The 15,813-nt window shown below is 67.5% G+C and carries 15 protein-coding genes; 4 read left to right on the plus strand and 11 right to left on the minus strand.

Translation table 11 applies throughout. From position 1 onward, the window contains the following. Window positions 1–139: 139 nt before the first annotated feature. From Q8T13_19350 to Q8T13_19375, 6 genes are all read right to left on the minus strand, one after another. Window positions 140–1,627 (minus strand): OmpA family protein, encoded by a 1,488-nt coding sequence (locus Q8T13_19350; protein MDP3719923.1) that lies wholly within the window; start codon window positions 1,625–1,627, stop codon window positions 140–142. Window positions 1,628–1,712: 85 nt separating this feature from the next. Continuing rightward, window positions 1,713–3,758 carry an ATP-binding protein gene (locus Q8T13_19355; protein ID MDP3719924.1) on the minus strand — a complete coding sequence of 682 codons (2,046 nt, stop codon included), beginning with the start codon at window positions 3,756–3,758 and terminating at the stop codon, window positions 1,713–1,715. 99 nt (window positions 3,759–3,857) lie between these two features. After that, a complete protein-coding gene (locus tag Q8T13_19360) occupies window positions 3,858–4,754 on the minus strand; it encodes a hydroxymethylglutaryl-CoA lyase (GenBank protein ID MDP3719925.1) in 897 nt (298 codons plus the stop codon). Next, entirely contained in the window at window positions 4,754–5,140 is a 387-nt protein-coding gene (locus tag Q8T13_19365) for a biotin/lipoyl-containing protein (GenBank protein MDP3719926.1), read from the minus strand. Before Q8T13_19365 ends, Q8T13_19360 begins: the two co-directional genes overlap by 1 nt. After that, a complete protein-coding gene (locus Q8T13_19370) occupies window positions 5,133–6,674 on the minus strand; it encodes a biotin carboxylase N-terminal domain-containing protein (GenBank protein MDP3719927.1) in 1,542 nt (513 codons plus the stop codon). The genes Q8T13_19365 and Q8T13_19370 overlap by 8 nt, the downstream gene beginning before the upstream one ends. Beyond that, the gene (locus Q8T13_19375; protein MDP3719928.1) at window positions 6,671–7,462 is read right to left on the minus strand and encodes an enoyl-CoA hydratase-related protein; all 792 of its coding nucleotides are present in this window, start codon (window positions 7,460–7,462) and stop codon (window positions 6,671–6,673) included. The genes Q8T13_19370 and Q8T13_19375 overlap by 4 nt, the downstream gene beginning before the upstream one ends. Before the next feature lie 167 nt (window positions 7,463–7,629). On the opposite strand from Q8T13_19375, the gene Q8T13_19380 reads away from it, so the two are divergent. Next, complete coding sequence (locus Q8T13_19380) at window positions 7,630–8,130, plus strand: hypothetical protein (GenBank protein ID MDP3719929.1); 501 nt, start codon at window positions 7,630–7,632, stop codon at window positions 8,128–8,130. Between the two features lie 55 nt (window positions 8,131–8,185). Here Q8T13_19380 and Q8T13_19385 read toward each other — a convergent pair whose 3' ends face one another. From Q8T13_19385 to Q8T13_19395, 3 genes are read right to left on the minus strand one after another with little or no spacing between them, the layout of a single operon-like run. After that, window positions 8,186–9,793, minus strand: coding sequence for a carboxyl transferase domain-containing protein (locus Q8T13_19385; GenBank protein ID MDP3719930.1), 1,608 nt, complete (start codon window positions 9,791–9,793; stop codon window positions 8,186–8,188). A 13-nt stretch (window positions 9,794–9,806) separates the two neighbouring features. Next, window positions 9,807–9,986, minus strand: coding sequence for a hypothetical protein (locus tag Q8T13_19390; GenBank protein MDP3719931.1), 180 nt, complete (start codon window positions 9,984–9,986; stop codon window positions 9,807–9,809). 18 nt (window positions 9,987–10,004) lie between these two features. After that, window positions 10,005–10,223, minus strand: a complete 219-nt coding sequence (locus Q8T13_19395; protein ID MDP3719932.1) for a DUF3185 domain-containing protein — start codon at window positions 10,221–10,223, stop codon at window positions 10,005–10,007. Window positions 10,224–10,399: 176 nt separating this feature from the next. On the opposite strand from Q8T13_19395, the gene Q8T13_19400 reads away from it, so the two are divergent. The 3 genes from Q8T13_19400 (at window position 10,400) to Q8T13_19410 (ending at window position 13,628) form a co-directional block, all read left to right on the plus strand. Then, window positions 10,400–10,690 (plus strand): hypothetical protein, encoded by a 291-nt coding sequence (locus tag Q8T13_19400; protein MDP3719933.1) that lies wholly within the window; start codon window positions 10,400–10,402, stop codon window positions 10,688–10,690. Window positions 10,691–10,857: 167 nt separating this feature from the next. Continuing rightward, a complete protein-coding gene (locus Q8T13_19405; protein MDP3719934.1) occupies window positions 10,858–12,438 on the plus strand; it encodes an ATP-binding protein in 1,581 nt (526 codons plus the stop codon). Then, window positions 12,435–13,628: a sensor histidine kinase gene (locus Q8T13_19410; GenBank protein ID MDP3719935.1), complete on the plus strand. Its 1,194-nt coding sequence runs from the start codon at window positions 12,435–12,437 to the stop codon at window positions 13,626–13,628. The genes Q8T13_19405 and Q8T13_19410 overlap by 4 nt, the downstream gene beginning before the upstream one ends. On the opposite strand, the gene Q8T13_19415 is transcribed toward Q8T13_19410, so the two are convergent. Then, entirely contained in the window at window positions 13,625–15,154 is a 1,530-nt protein-coding gene (locus Q8T13_19415; GenBank protein ID MDP3719936.1) for a sigma-54 dependent transcriptional regulator, read from the minus strand. The two genes, Q8T13_19410 and Q8T13_19415, sit on opposite strands and share 4 nt — an antisense overlap. Then, window positions 15,151–15,804 (minus strand): hypothetical protein, encoded by a 654-nt coding sequence (locus Q8T13_19420; GenBank protein MDP3719937.1) that lies wholly within the window; start codon window positions 15,802–15,804, stop codon window positions 15,151–15,153. The genes Q8T13_19415 and Q8T13_19420 overlap by 4 nt, the downstream gene beginning before the upstream one ends. Window positions 15,805–15,813 lie beyond the last annotated feature (9 nt).

Below are 15,813 nucleotides of genomic sequence, written 5' to 3' on the forward strand. Positions count from 1 at the left end.
GACCGCGGGGCGCTTCGGGTTGTTGTTGCTGTTGTTCGGGTGACATGTGCCAGCTCCTGACAAAAACGAACCGGGTGTGGCCCCACCAAATGATGGATAACGGGGACCACACCCGGCGACGGTTATGAAAAGCGCCGAGCTACTGCGGGGCTGCATCCAGGCGCACGACGAGCGCCGCGCGGCGGTTCAGCCGGCGAGTCTCTTCGCGCATGTTGTCGTGCTTGGGCCGTTCTTCGCCGAAGCTCACCGATTCGAGACGGCTGGCGTTGATGCCGTTCTGAACCAGGTAATCGCGCACCGCGTTCGAGCGGCGCTCGCCCAGGGCCATGTTGTATTCCGAGGTGCCGATGCTGCAGGTGTGACCTTCGACGGTCAGCCGCAATGTCGGGTTCTCTTTCATCGCCGCCAGGGCCTGCTCGAGCACGCGCTGCGCTTCGGCGCGCAGGGTGTAGCGGTCGAAGTCGAAGTGCACGTCTTCGAAGGTGTAGACCTTGACCGGCGGGGCCGGTGGCGGCGGTTCGACCCTCGCCGGTGGCGGGGCAGGCGGTGCGACCGGCGCGGCCGGCGCGACGGGCGGCGGAGGCGTCACGACCGGTGGCGGCGGAGGCGTACGGCGCGGGCTCCAACCAATGCGGACGTGGTAGTCCAGGTAGTCCGAGCGCGAAGACTCGGAAGCGGCAATGCGGGCGGGCCTGGGCGTGTCGAGCCTGACCTCCGCACCGACGAAGAACCCGTTGCTTGCGAACCAGGTCAGGCCGGTCGTGAACGAGGTTTGGCGGTCCACGAAGCTGTTGTCCGTGCTGACGCTGCCGTCTTCACCGATCAGCCGGGTTTCGAGAGCCGCGTTGTCGCGCACGGGATGATCGCCCAGGATCTCGCCGTGGATGAGCCACGACGGGCTCGGCGTCAGGCCAATGCCCGCGCCCCAGTGGAAATTGTTGGGGACGTGGATCACGACCGGATCCTGCGGATTCTTGCGGAGGTAGTAACCGGCGGTACCGGAGAGGACGACCTTGTTCGAGATCCAGCGGCTCAGCACACCGGAGAAGTCGGCGGCGACCGAGCCCTCGCCGGTGCCGTTGTCGGAGTCGCCGGTCGGGAGGTTCATTGTCACCCGCGCGGCCAGGCTGAACGGGTCGCCCGAGCCCTCGCTGAGCAGCGCGTACTTGCCGCCGACACGCATGTCACCGCGCTTGTTGCCGGTCCAGCGCTCGCGGGCGTAGGGCCTGAAGGTGTCGATGCCCCCCTGGTCCGGATCGGACGGCACGAACAGTGTCGCGATGTCGCGGTCGATGCGTTCGATGAAGTCCCAGGCGGCGTAGACGTCGAAGCGGTCACCAAAGCCGTAGGACACATTGGCCGTGAAATCGGCAATGTTCATCAGACCCTGGGGCGTGTTGCGCGAGTTGCGCTGGGCGGAGCCGCGCCAGTTGCCCTTGCCGTTGGTGTCGGCGACCGGCACCCACCAGAGACCGGCGTCTCCGTCGGGAGTAACCGCGACTCGACCGCGCTCATCAGCGGGCTGCGAACTTGCCTGTGACGGGTTGCCGGTCGTGGCCGTCTGTTGCGCGGCCGCGGGTCCTGCGATTACGAGAAGTCCTGCGACTATCCAGGATGTGGCACTCATCGGTTCTCCGTTCCTTCTGTGCGCCACTCAGGCGCATCAATCAGAACTGTTACAAACCGCGTGCCACCGCTCGGGTTCGGAAAGGCTAACTGGTCGAGTGGGGCTTGCCTGAAATGGGTGCCGGCATACCCAACTGGAGCACCTCCTCGAGCACATCCAGCTCAACCGGTTTCACGAGGTGCTCGTCGAAGCCCACCTCCAGCGAGCGGCGGCGATGCTCGGCCTGGCCCCAACCGGTGAGCGCAATCAACCGCATGGTGCGGCCCCAGCCTTCGCGCCGAATCGCGCGGGCCACGTCGTAGCCGGACACCTCGGGCATGCCGATGTCGAGCAGCACCACGTCCGGCAGCAGCTCTTCAGCAAGCCGGATCGCGGTGCGCCCGTCATAGGCCGTATGGACTTCGTGGCCGGCGGCCCGCAGCAGGAACGCCAGGCTGTCGGCGCCGTCCTCGCTGTCGTCAGCGACCAGGATTCGCCACGTCGGCCGCGGCGCCGGCGCCGGCCGGTCGGCCGACGCCGCCTGGGCGGCGACCGGCGCGAGCGGCAGGGTCACCGTGAACTCGCTGCCGTGGCCGAGCCCCTCGCTCCAGACCGCCACGCTGCCGCCGTGCAACTCGGCCATCTGCTTCACCAGCGTCAGGCCGATGCCCAACCCGGTTTGCGACCGGCGCATGTCGCGATTGAGTTGCACGAACATGCCGAACACGCGGTCCAGGTCCTCTGGCGCGAGGCCGATGCCGCTGTCGCGGACCACCACCGCGACGCGGTCGGTGCCCGGCTTGACGGTCAGCCACACGCGCCCGCCGGTGGGCGTGAACTTGGCGGCGTTGGTCAACAGGTTCAGGAAGATTTGCGCGATGCGCGTGGCATCCACGTCGAGCAGGCAGGGCTGCGCGGGAATGTCGGTGGACAGGCTCACGCCGGCGGCGGCCAGTTGCGGCTGCGCGGTCTCGATCGCGCTCTCGATGATCGTCCGCAGGTCGGTCGGCTGGCGCTGCAGCGTGAGGTGGCCGCGGGTGATGCGGCTCACGTCCATCAGATCGTCAATCAGCCGGACCAGTTGCCCGATCTGCCGTTCCATCACCCCGGTGGCCTGGCGCGCGGTGTCGGACAGGGGTTCGAGCCGCAGGATCTCGGTGACGTTGCGCAGCGGCGCCAGCGGGTTGCGCAGCTCGTGCGCCAGCGTGGCCAGAAACTCGTCCTTTAATTGCGCCTCGTACTGCAGGCGGCGCTCGCGGTCTCTCAGCGCCGCGCGGGCCTCCTCGGCTTCATTCGCGCGGCGTTCGGCCTCATCCTTGGCCAGCCGGAGTTGGCCTTCCGCCTCCTGGCGCATCTTGATGTCCACCAACAGCCGTTGCCGCTCTTCGGCGAGCGCCACCTGCTGTTGCCGCTGGATCGTGACGTCGCGGAAGGCGCCCAGCACGCCCGTCAGCATGCCGTCTTCGCGGCGCTCGGGATGCGCGCTGTACTCGACGTAAACCAGGTGGCCATCTTTCGCGATCACCCGCGCGTCGCCGTGCACGTCGGCGCCGCCGCCGGCGCGCGCCAATGCCGACTGCAGCGCATCGCGATCGTCGGGATGGATCAGCGCCAGGCCCGGCCGCCGTTGCAGCTCTTCGAGCGTGTAGCCCAGCAGGGCGTGAAGCCCGCTCGTGGCCGAGTCGATGACAATGTGGCCGTCGGGTTCGATGCGCGCATGGAAGGCGAAGTCGGAGGCCAGCTCGCCAATCAGCCGGTGGAAACCCTCGCTCTCGCGCAATCGGGATTGTTCGATCAGCAGTCGTTCTCGCGACCGATACAAGTTGCCGCACAGCCAGGCGACGGCGAGCGAGACGACGCCGACCAGGACCACGCGCAGGGGGAGGTTGATTGCCTCGGCGCTGGCATCCATCGCTACGGTGAGTGGACCAATCGCGGCCGTGCCGAGAACGGCGGCGACCAGCGCGGGCCCAAAACCGCGGTGCCACGCCAGGATGGCCACGCCCAGGGTAAACAGCGCGCCGGTCACGTAGCTCAACCACAGCCCAAGGCCCATCGTGAGGGCGAGACAGAGGGCAAAGGCGGCGACCCCCAGGCCGAGGTCCTCCCACACGGTCGTCTGCCTCGCGGTAGCCGCGGCTTGGTGGCGCATGTTGACTGGTTAGGATCCCGGCACGGTTCTACCCAATATGGGCTACTGCATCCACTGGGGGACCTGATTCGTGTGGATACAGCAAATCCAGTACCCGGCCTACTCGGGCATCGACTGCAGGTAGCGAGAGGGGAGCCGGTGCTCGAGACGCGACTCCAGAAACCGCGAGGCCTCGGCGACCCGGGCGAGGCTGACGCCGGTGTCTACGCCCAGTCCGTTCAGCATGTACAAAAGGTCCTCGGTGGCGAGGTTGCCGGCGGCTCCGGGCGCAAACGGGCAGCCGCCCAGTCCGCCCGCCGAACTGTCGAAGGTCGTGACCCCGTAGTCGAGGGCAGCCAGCACGTTGGCGAGCGCCGTGCCGCGTGTGTCGTGGAAGTGCAGGGCGACCTGGTTCAGCGGCAGCGCCGCGGCGACGGCGTCAAGCACCTGCGGCACCTGGCCCGGATGCGCCACGCCAATCGTGTCGCTGATGGCGACCTCGAAGACACCCAGATCCAGCAAGCGGCGCGCGACGGCGGCCACCTGCGCCGGCGCGATGGGCCCCTCGTACGGGCAGCCAAAGCAGGTCGAAAGATAGCCGCGCACCGTGAGGTCGGCGGCCAGCGCCTCGCGGCACACCTCGGCATAGGTCGTGAGCGAGGCGTCGATCGACTGGTTGATGTTTCGCTGGCTGAACGTCTCGGAAGCGGCGGCGAAAATCGCGATCTCCGTCACGCCCGCCTCCATGGCGCGCGCCAGGCCGGCACGGTTGGGCACGAGCGCCGTATACCGGACGCCCGCGCGCCGGGTGATGCCGGCCAGGACCTCGCGCGCGTCGGCCATCTGCGGCACCCACTTCGGCGACACGAACGCCGACACCTCGATGGTGGCGCAGCCGGCGGCCGACAGATGATCGACAAACGCGATCTTGTCGGCGGTCGTGATCAGCGCGCGCTCGTTTTGCAGTCCGTCGCGGGGGCCGACTTCGACGAGCGACACCCGCGCGGGGAGGCGCACTACGCGAACTCCAACAGGTTGACGCCCGGCGGGACCAGCTCGCCGACGCGGCAGCCCACCGTCTTGACCACGCCGTCGCGCGGCGCCCGGATGGGCAGCTCCATCTTCATGGCCTCGAGCACGATCAGCAACTCGCCTTCGGACACGGCCTGTCCCGGCGCGACATGGATGGCGACGACGGTGGCCGGCATGGGCGACATGACGCCGGCGTCGGTCTTTTTACCGCGCCGGCGCCCGGGCCTCGACACGTCGAGCGTCGCCACCTGGCCGTTGACGAACACCCACTGCGTGTCACCGGCTCCCGCCACGGCCACGCGCCACCGCCGCTCGCCATCGTCCACGAGATACCAACCATCGCCGAGTGGAGTGACCACGGGCTCAGCCACGCCAGGCTCCGAGGGTTAAAAAGGGATCGGTGCCTAGGGTGCCTAGGGTGCCTAGGGTGCCTGGGGTGCTCGTACGGCGGTGTTCGGCGACGGCGGCGAGCGCGGCCGGCGGTAGCTCGCTGACGGTGGCGGCGGCCAGCGCCGCGCCTTCGCGATCCAGGAAGCCCGTGTCGATGGTCGCGGCGATGAACTGTTCGTGTTCGAGCAGCTGCAGCAGAAAGGCGATATTGGTGCGAATACCGAGCAGGGCGAAGTCGCGCAGGGCGGTGAGGGCGCGGCGCCGGGCGACCTCACGCGATTCGCCCCAGACGATCAGCTTCGCCAGCATCGGGTCGTAGTACACCGATACGGTGGTGCCGGTGGTCACGCCGCTGTCAACGCGAATGCCGGGCCCCTGTGGTTCCCGATACAACAGGATGGTCCCGGCCTGTGGAATAAAGCCCTGTGCCGGGTCTTCGGCATAGATGCGGCACTCGATGGCGTGGCCGCGCTGCGTGAGGCTGTCCTGCGTAAAGGGCAGGGGTCGGCCACCGGCCACCAGCAGTTGGGCGCGCACCAGGTCGACGCCGACCACGCATTCGGTCACCGGGTGTTCGACCTGCAGGCGCGTGTTCATCTCCAGGAAGTAGAACTGCGCCGTCTCGCCGTCGCCCTCGAGCAGGAACTCGCAGGTGCCGGCGTTCTGGTAGCCCACGGCTCGCGCCGCGGCTACGGCGGCGGCGCCCATCGCCTGGCGAACTGACGGAGCCAGCGCAGGGCAGGGGCTTTCTTCGACCATCTTCTGATGCCGGCGCTGCGCCGAGCACTCGCGCTCGAACAGGTGCACGACAGTACCGTGCGCGTCGGCAAACACCTGGATCTCGACGTGCCGCGGCCGCTCGATGAGGCGCTCGATGTAGAGCGTGCTGTCGCCGAACGAGGCACTGGCTTCGCGTCGCGCCGCGGCCAGGGCATCGATGGCCTCGGCGGCCGTGCGGACAATCTTCATCCCGATGCCGCCGCCACCGGCCGATGGCTTGATCAGCGCTGGAAACCCCACGCGCGCGATGGCCGCCTGGAGCGACGCATCCGACTGGTCGGCGGGGGCCTCGCCCGGGACGACCGGGACGCCTGCGGCGACCATCAACTGGCGCGCGCCGACCTTCGAACCCATTCGCTCGAGCGCCTCGGCCGGCGGGCCCACGAACACCAGCCCGGCCTCTGCGCACGCCCGTGCGAAGGGCGCGCGCTCCGAGAGAAAGCCGTAGCCGGGGTGCACGGCGTCGGCGCCGGCGGTGCGCGCCGCGGCGATCACCTTCGCGGCGTCGAGGTAGCTGTCGCGGGCGGGTGCGGCGCCAAGGTGGACGGCGTAGTCTGCTGCGCGCACGTGTTCGGCGTCAGCGTCGGCGTCGGAATAGACCGCCACCGTTTCGATCGCCAGGTCGCGGCACGCGCGAATCACGCGGACCGCGATCTCGCCGCGATTGGCGATTAGGAGCCGGCGAATTCCACCGCCGCCAAGGCTACGGTGGACAGGTCCACGGGAGCCGGTCACTGCGATTCCTTGACCCAGCCCGGCGTGGCTTTGTTCAGAAACGCCGTCAACCCATCCTGTCCTTCGGGCGAGACGCGCTGGGCGGCAATGGCTTCGGCGGTGATGGCCATGACCTCACCCGGCGCGCGGCCCGCCACGCGGGGGATCAGCGCCTTGGCCCGAGCGACGGCGGTAGGTGAGGCCGTCAGCGCCTCGGTGACGTGCTTCGCGACCGTCGCGTCGAGCTGGTCCGACGCCACGACGGCGTGGACGAGGCCAATCTCCTTGGCCCGTGCCGCATCGAAGCGCGCCCCGGTCAGGAACAACTCCCGAGCGGCCGACACCCCGATCTTCTGGATTACGTACGGCGAGATCATTGCCGGCAGAATGCCCAGCTTGGTCTCGGTGAAGCCAAACACCGCGGCGGTCTCGGCGATCACGATGTCGCAGACGGCGGCGAGGCCGGAGCCGCCGCCAAGCGCGGCGCCGTGGATGCGGCCGATCACGATCGCGGGGATGGTGTCGATTGCCAGGAACATTTCGGCGCCCGCGGTCGCATCGCGCACGTTGTCTTGGTGCGAATAGCCCGCCATCTTCGCCATCCACGCGGCATCGGCGCCGGCGCTGAAGACCTTGCCCGCGCCGCTGAACACGACCACGCGCAACGCCGGGTCGGCATGCGCGCCACGCGCCCAGGCCGTGAGCTCGGCAATGACGTTCTCGTTAAAGGCATTACGTACGTCGGGCCGGTTGAGCATGACGTACTCGACCGCGCCGCGGCGCTCGATGGTGAGGAATTGGAAGCTCATGGATGCAGGGAGTTCCATTATAGGGTCCGGCTAACCTCCTTCGCCAAGGCTTCGGCGAGTCAAGAAGCCGGACGCTACATTGGTGCGGATACGGTTCGGCTGAAGCCGGACGCTACATCAGCTCCTCTGGCGTGGTTTGTGCAGTCAGCCGAGCGAGGTTGATTGACATGACACGCACACTTCCGGCCACGCTCGTGGCGCTCTCGTTGGCCCTTCCGCTCGCCGCCGCCCAGACGCTGCAGACGCCGCAGGCACCGAAACCGCAGACCGAGACCGCCGCCGCCCAGCCGCAGGCCAAGAACCTGATGCAGGACGTGACCCGCGTCGGCTGCCTGAAGGCGTGGCAGCCTGGTGCCGCCGATGCGACCAGGGACGCCCAGCCGCCCAAGTCGGGCGCTTATGTGTTGACGCCCATCAACCCCGACCCGGTGAAGAAGAACGTTGACCTGCCCACGTACCTGCTGGTTGGAGGCGCGACGGCGAACTTCGCCGCCCATCAGAATCACAAGGTCGAGATTACCGGCGTCGAGCAGGCCGCCGCGATGCCGCAAACGGTTCAGGAAACCGTGAACGCGCCGATGAAGAATCCGGAGAACAAGTCCGACATCAAGACCATGCCGACGCTGACGGTTCGCAGCGTGAAGATGATCTCGGCGACGTGTAGTTAGCCAGGTCCGGCTGAAGCCGGACGCCACATCGGAACGGTCCGGCTGAAGCCGGACGCTACATGCGGAAGATGCCGAACTTGGGCGGCGGGATCGGCGCGTTGTAGGCCGCCGACAGGCCGAGGGCCAGTGCCGAGCGCGTCTCGGCCGGGTCCAGGATCCCGTCGTCCCACAGGCGCGCGGTGGAGTAGTAGGGCGATCCTTCCGAGTCGTACTTCTGGAGGATGGGCTCGCGGATGGCCGCCTCGGCCGCCGCCGACAGGTCGCCCCCCTCGCGCGCGACCTGATCGCGCTTGACGGTGGCCAGCACGCCCGCCGCCTGTTCGCCACCCATCACCGAGATGCGCGCGTTGGGCCACATCCACAACAGCCGCGGTTCATACGCGCGTCCGCACATGCCGTAGTTGCCCGCCCCGAACGAGCCGCCGATGATCACCGTGAACTTCGGGACGACTGAATTCGCCACCGCGTGCACCATCTTGGCGCCGTCCTTGGCAATGCCGCCGCGCTCGTACTGCTTGCCGACCATGAAGCCCGTGATGTTCTGCAGGAACACCAGCGGCACGCCGCGCAGGTTGCAGAGCTCGATGAAGTGCGTGGCCTTCAGCGCCGACTCCGAGAACAGGACGCCGTTGTTGGCGATGATGCCGACCAGGAACCCGTGGACCCGCGCGAAACCGCAGACGAGCGTGGTCGCGTAGCGTTCCTTGAACTCGTCGAACCGGGAGCCGTCCACCAGCCGGGCAATCACCTCGCGCACGTCGTAGGTCTTGCGCAGGTCGAGATTGACGATGCCGTACAGTTCCGCCGGATCGTAGGCCGGGTCTTCGGGCCGGGCCATGTCGGGCGGCAGCGTCTTGTGCGTGTTCAGGGTGGAAACGACAATGCGCGCCTGGTGCAGCGCGTGCGCGTCATCATCGGCCAGGTAATCGGCAACCCCCGACAGGCGCGTGTGCACGTCGGCGCCGCCCAGGTCTTCGGCCGTCACCTCTTCGCCGGTGGCGGCCTTCACGAGCGGCGGGCCGCCCAGGAAGATCGTCCCGGTGTTCTTGACGATGATGGTCTGGTCCGACATCGCGGGGACGTAGGCGCCGCCGGCCGTGCATGATCCCATCACTACCGCGACCTGCGGAATCTGCTCGGCCGACATCCGCGCCTGGTTGAAGAAAATGCGGCCGAAGTGATCGCGATCGGGAAACACCTCGGCTTGCAGCGGCAGGAACGCGCCACCCGAATCCACCAGGTACACGCAGGGCAGGCGGTTCTGCAGCGCCACCTCTTGCGCGCGCAGGTGCTTTTTCACGGTGAGGGGGTAGTAGGTCCCGCCTTTGACGGTGGCGTCGTTGGCCACAATCATGACGTCGCGGCCAGACACCCGGCCAATGCCGGTGACGACGCCGGCCGAGGGCGCGTCGTTCTCGTACATGCCCCACGCGGCCAGCGGCGACAGTTCCAGGAACGCCGATCCGGGATCAATCAGCGCCTCGATGCGCTCGCGCACCGGCATCTTGCCCTGCTCCCGGTGACGGGCGAGGTACTTGGGGCCGCCGCCGAGCCTGGCCTGGGCCAGGCGATCGCGGTACTCCTGAACGAGCGCCTGCATGCGCTCGCGGTTGGCGCGGAACTCGGCGGCGTTGGGATCGATGTGCGAAGTGAGGGGATCCATTACGTGCCGGCGGCTACCATCCGCAGCAGTCCGTCTTGAACCGGCACGCCGGGCAGCGCCAGACCGCGTGCATGCGGTACATCTCGGCGCCACAGCGTTCGCACTTCATGGCGTCGTCGGGCGACGCCGGTGGCGCGGACCCGAGCGCCGAGACGATGGGCGTGACAACCAGTTTGACCGGGGGTTTGTCCACCCGGTCATTATACCGGCCTTACTTCTTGAGAATCAGCACCACGCCGGCGACCAGCAGCAGTCCACCCGCCAGCGGCGGCAGCGGGAAGCGTTCGGTCTTGTCAGCGGTAATGTTGATCGGGCCCGCATCCACCACGGTCTCACGGCTGGTCCACGACAGACCACCGTACGCCAGACCGAGGATGCCGAGGACCACCAACACGATGCCGACGATCTTCGTCCCGCTCAAACGCCGCATCCCATCTGGCTGGCGACGAACCACAACAGGATTAACGAACCCGGCACACCCAGCAACCACGCGACTCCGTACTTCATATGTCTCTCCTCCAATAACGAATCTGTCAGGAATCGTTGCAACACGCGTTCCAGAAAAAGCGGAATCAACCTTGCTATAGCAAATAGCGGAGGTTAGTGATGAGAGGTCTTGATCACCACATCGGGCAGTCGCCGATGGCACTGGTTACCGAGAATGTGGACGTTGTCACCACGTTCAAGCAGATGATGGCCCGGTTCGCTCAGAAATGCCGCCACAGCCTGTGCGGCGTGCTCCACGGTGGCCACGAGCTCTACCGTGCCCGGACCGACACGCGCCTGTACCAGCAGTGCTTGCTGTGTGGCTATGAAACCACGGGATGGACTATCGATCGGCGCGATCGGCGCCTCCACCTCGTCGGCGCGCAGCAGTCGAAGGCCGCGCAGCGATAAGCGGTACCCAGCGACAGCGGCCCGCCCAGGGCCGCGCGCTTGGTATCAGTAGGCCCCACCACGCCTCCGAGGGTGGGCATCGCTCTGCTCAGGTGTGGCACCCGTCCGCCTGGCGGCAGCGTTCGGTTAGGTCGATTCCCGGAACAGGGTATGCAGGCTTCAGGTGAGTGGATAGCTCTCTGCCGATGCCCACGCACCGTCGCGTAGCGAACTGGCTGGCCCTGGCCGCCGTGCTGCTACTGATCCTTGGAACCCTCACGTTTCAGCGGATCACTGGCCGCGACGATGGCACACGAGTGGCGGTGACGGCACCGACCTCAGATGTCGGCGTCTCGCAGGGCATCGTGGTGGTCAGCACCGCACTCGCCATCCTGTCGGTGCTGATTGCCGCGCTCCAGGTGCGGACCGAGTCCCGGCATCGAGAACAAATCGAGATCGAACTGCAAGAGGCGCTGGCGTCGGTCGAGCACCAGGTGACCGACCGCACCGAAGCACTGTCGCGGGCCATGGCCGAGCTCAGAGAGAGTGAACAGCAGTTCCGGTTGCTCACCGACCAGTTGCACCTGGCGCTGGATGAGCGGGCCGAGGCGCTGGCCAGGGCGGAAGCGGCGCGGCGCGTGGCCGAGGATGCCAGCCGCCTCAAGGACGAGTTCCTGGCGACCGCGTCGCACGAGCTGCGCACGCCGCTCAACGCGATTGTCGGCTGGGTGCACGTGCTGCAATCGGGCGCCGCCCTCGACGCCGAGCAGCGGCTGCACGCGGTCGGCGCGATCGACCGCAATGCCAAGGTTCAGACCCGGCTGATCGAAGACCTGCTGGATGTGTCGCGGATGAACCAGGGGCGGGTTACCCTCACGGTGGCGCCGATCGATGTCCGCGCCGTGGTCGATGCGGCGGTCGAGTCGATTCGGCCGTCGGCAATCGCGAAGAAGATCGACGTTCGGGTGGTCGCGCCCTTCGAGTCAGTCCCGGTGATCGGAGACGCACCGCGGCTGCAGCAGGTGGTGTGGAACCTGCTGGCGAACGCGGTCAAGTTCACGCCCGGCGGCGGCACGATCTCGGTTGAGGTCAAGAACGCGGCGGCGCGCGCCGAAATTATCGTCTCCGACACCGGTGACGGTATCGGTCCGGAGTTCCTGCCGCACATCTTCGAGCCGTTCCGCCAGGGCAACTCGTCCAGCATGCGCACCGGCATGGGCCTCGGCCTGGCGATCGTCCAGCGCCTGGTTGAACTGCACGGCGGCCGCATCACGGCCACCAGTGCCGGTGTCGGGCATGGCGCGCAGTTCCAGGTCGCGTTGCCGCTGGCGCCTGAGTCGCTGCAGACGGTCACCGTCGCTAACCGGCCAGAGCCCCTGTTCAACCGGTTGCACGTCCTGGTGGCCGAAGACGATGTCGACTCGGCGGCGGCGTTGACGGCCATCCTCAGGCTGCACGGCTGCGAGACGAAAACCGCCGGTACCGCCGCCGAGTGCCTGCGGATTACCGGCGAGTGGTCCACCGACGTGTTGGTCTGCGACATCGGGCTGCCCGACGACGATGGTTACAGCCTGCTGAGGCGACTGCGAAACCTGCCCGATGGCGGGCGCATTCCCGCCATCGCGCTGACCGCCCGGGCGCGGCCCGAAGACCGCGCCCGGGCGCTTGCCGCGGGCTTTCGCGCCCACTTGTGCAAGCCCCTCGATCCGGCCAGCCTGCTTCGTGAGATAGCATCAGCGGTGCAGCCGGCCAGCCTGCCCTCACGATGAAACCGAGACCCTCAGCCGAATCTACCGGCGCGTCGATTGCTGCCCGTCTCCACGCGTCACAACGGGAGCTGGCCTCGCGCTGGCTCGAGGCCCTCACCGAGATCCTGCCGGTCGAGAAGCGCGACGTGTTTCCGTCCGCGCAACTGCTGGATCACATTCCCGAGCTGATTGCCGAGATTGCGCAGTTCCTGCGCGCGCCGCGCGACGAAGCGATTGCCGCCAATACGGCGGTGATGACCAAGGCCGCCGAGCTGGGGGCGCTGCGCTATGAACAGCGCTCGTCGGTGCACCAGCTGCTGCGTGAGTACCACATGCTGGGGACCATCCTCGAGGAATTCATCACCCTCGAAGTCGGGCGCATGGGCGCCGGTGCGAATGCCGTTGACGCGCTCGACGCGCTCAGCTGCGTCTCGCAGGCCGTCCGGGTGCTGCAGCAGCAAACCGTGGATACGTTTGTCGGCAAGTACGCCGAGACGATCGAGCGGCAGACCAACCAGCTGCGCGGTTTTACGCGGCTCATCAGTCATGAGATTCGGCAGCCGCTCGGCGTCTTGCAGGTCTTGTCGCGGATGCTTACGGCGCCGGATGCACAAGGGCAGCAGCTGGTCGCGACCCTCGAGCGCAATGTCGTCCGGCTCGGCGACGTCGCCGGCAAGCTCGAGCGGCTGGCGCGCCTGACCCGCGCCAGCGACGACAACCTGCCCACGGAGCAGGAAGTGGAACTGTCGGCCCTGGCGGCCGATGTGGCGAAGCAACTCGAGGACATGGCGACGACCCGCAATGTCGCCGTGGACATCAGCGACGACCTGCCGACCCTGGTGCTCGACTCGGGTCGCATCGAACTAGCGCTAATCAACCTGATCGCCAACGCGATCAAGTACAGCGATCCCGAGAAGCCCGAGCGCTACGTTCGCGTGCGGCGGGTGTCGGGACCGGTCAGCGCGATCGTGATCGAGGACAACGGCATCGGCATTCCCGAGCCGAAGCTGGTCATGATCTTCGAGCAGTTCGTGCGGGCGCACTCGGATCGCGACGAGGAGCTGGGTGCGCAGGGGCTGGGCCTGGGCCTGGCGATCGTGCGCGAGTGCATGGAGGCCATGAAGGGCACGGTCACCGTGACGTCGCAAGACGGCGTTGGCACGGCCTTCACCCTGACGTGGCCGGTCGCGTTAATGCCCGTTGAGCGTTAGGCGGTCGGCGATTCGCTGATCCCGCATTCCTTCATCTTGTTCAGCAGCGTCTTGTAGCTGACCTGCAGGTACTCGGCGGTCTTGCGCCGGTTCCAGCGGAAGCGCTCGAGCGCCAGCTGAATGGCTTCCTTCTCGGCCCCCATGGCGGCGTGGCGGGCCAATTCCTGCAAGTTGACGCCGTCGGCGGGGTTGACGAACGGGGCCGGCGCCTCGGGCGGTGGCGCGGCCACGGCGGCCACGGGCGCCGGCGGCGGGGGCGGTGCCGCCGACCGCGGCGCCGGGGCGGTCGTGTAGGCGGGATTGGCCGTCGGGTACTCGTGCTCGGCCGCGGCGCGCGCGTGGCGAAGCCGGTTGAGTTCCGCCAGGATCAGCGCCTCATCCTGCAGCACCACCAGCCGCTTCATCATGTTCTCGAGTTCGCGGATGTTGCCCGGCCATTCGTACGAGAGCAGCGCGTCCTGCAACACCAGCGACGGCCGTACCGCCGGCCGGCGATAGACGGCCGCGAACTTCAACAGAAAGAACTCGATCAGCTGCGAGATCTCCTCGCGGCGCTCGCGCAGGGGCGGCACGTGCACCTCGATCACCTGCAGGCGATAGTAGAGGTCCTCGCGGAAGGTGCCGGCGCGCATCATCGCCTCGAGGTCGCGATTGGTGGCGGCAATCACCCGGACGTCCACTTCGATGGTGCGGTTGCTCCCGAGCTTGGTGAACTCGTGGTCCTGCAGCACGTGCAGGATCTTCGCCTGCAGCGCCTGCGGCATCTCGCCGATTTCGTCGAGCATGATGGTGCCGTGCTGCGCGAACTCGAACTTGCCGACGCGGGTGGAGGCGGCGCCGGTGAACGCGCCGCGCTCGTGGCCGAACAACTCGCTCTCGAGCAGTTCGGCGGGCAGCGCGGCGCAGTTCACCTTCACGAACGGCGAACTGCGGCGCGGCGAGCGGCGGTGAATCTCGCGGGCGATCACTTCCTTGCCGACGCCGCTTTCGCCACGCAGCAGCACGCTGACGTCGTTGTCGGCCACGCGATCGACCATCGTCATCACCGGCTGCATGGCCTTGCCGGAACTCCAGAACGGTTGCGCGCCGTCGGGGTCCTGGCCGACCTGCGTGCGCAGGCGCTGCACCTCGCTCGTCAGCGACAGGCGCTCGAGGGCATTGCGGATGGCGGCTTCGAGGGCGACCTCGCCCACACCGTCGGGATCACCCGGCTTGACGACGTAGTCGATGGCGCCGAGGCGGACGGCCTCGACGATGGTGGCGGGGGTCTGGCCGCCGGAGAGCATGACCACCTGGGCCGCCGGGTGTGCCAGCCGGATCGCGCGCAGGGTCTCCAGGCCGTCCAGCCCCGGCATCAACACGTCAAGCAGGATGACATCGGGTAGCGCACCCTCGCGCAGCGCCGCCAGCAGCGCGTCGCCGCTGTCGTAGGCCGCCGTGTTGTAGCCGCGAGACCGCAACAGGGTCTGCAGATATTCAGCAAAGGGTTTGTCGTCGTCAACGATCGCGAGAGTAGCGCTGCTCATAGTCGTACCATTGGAATGTGGAACCCGACCGAGGCCTTGTGGGCCGGGTGGTGCCACGTTTGTATACCGTGTTGTTCGAGCACGAAGGCCGCCCAGATCAATGTGAGCCCCTTGCCGCCACGGACCACGTTGACGGCCGCTGCGCCGTCGCCATCGGCGGTGGCTGGCAGCGCGCGCACGCCTGCGATGGTGCCGGCCCGGATGACCAGCGCCTCGCCGTTGGCCTGCCACTCGCAGTGGTGCGGTTCCTGCTTCGCTTCGTCGAACGCCGACTTGATAACGGTCGCAATGGCCTTGACCAGATCCTTCGGCGCGTTGGTCGCGATGCCGCCGGCCGGTGGCTCGCCGCCGACCGTCGCACCCACCAGTTCGCTGCGCTCACGCAAGTCGGCCGCCAGCTGCGTGGCATCAAGACGCTCGGCCAGCGCCGGTGCGCCGGCCTCGGCGAGCGCGCTGACCTTGCCGATGTCTGCGCAGAGCACTGCAATCACGCCAAGCGCCTCGCGCGTCTGCTGGAGCGCGCGTTGTTGATCGTCAGGCTTTGTAAGTCGGCCATCAACATAGAGCTTTAGATATCCCTGTGACACAGCGAGTGGCGTTCGAATCTCGTGAGCCAATGTATTCAAGACTTGCGCCATGTTTGGCTGCATGCCCTCAAT

It is taken from the genome of Acidobacteriota bacterium, assembly GCA_030697165.1.
Lineage (GTDB): Bacteria > Acidobacteriota > Vicinamibacteria > Vicinamibacterales > UBA2999 > 12-FULL-67-14b.

Coding starts and splice junctions, on each gene's coding strand:
- Q8T13_19380 (MDP3719929.1), top strand. CDS start 7,630: ATGACACGCACACTTCCGGCCACGCTCGTGGCGCTCTCGTTGGCCCTT.
- Q8T13_19400 (MDP3719933.1), top strand. CDS start 10,400: ATGAGAGGTCTTGATCACCACATCGGGCAGTCGCCGATGGCACTGGTT.
- Q8T13_19420 (MDP3719937.1), bottom strand. CDS start 15,804: ATGCAGCCAAACATGGCGCAAGTCTTGAATACATTGGCTCACGAGATT.
- Q8T13_19415 (MDP3719936.1), bottom strand. CDS start 15,154: ATGAGCAGCGCTACTCTCGCGATCGTTGACGACGACAAACCCTTTGCT.
- Q8T13_19410 (MDP3719935.1), top strand. CDS start 12,435: ATGAAACCGAGACCCTCAGCCGAATCTACCGGCGCGTCGATTGCTGCC.
- Q8T13_19395 (MDP3719932.1), bottom strand. CDS start 10,223: ATGCGGCGTTTGAGCGGGACGAAGATCGTCGGCATCGTGTTGGTGGTC.
- Q8T13_19355 (MDP3719924.1), bottom strand. CDS start 3,758: ATGCGCCACCAAGCCGCGGCTACCGCGAGGCAGACGACCGTGTGGGAG.
- Q8T13_19375 (MDP3719928.1), bottom strand. CDS start 7,462: ATGAGCTTCCAATTCCTCACCATCGAGCGCCGCGGCGCGGTCGAGTAC.
- Q8T13_19385 (MDP3719930.1), bottom strand. CDS start 9,793: ATGGATCCCCTCACTTCGCACATCGATCCCAACGCCGCCGAGTTCCGC.
- Q8T13_19350 (MDP3719923.1), bottom strand. CDS start 1,627: ATGAGTGCCACATCCTGGATAGTCGCAGGACTTCTCGTAATCGCAGGA.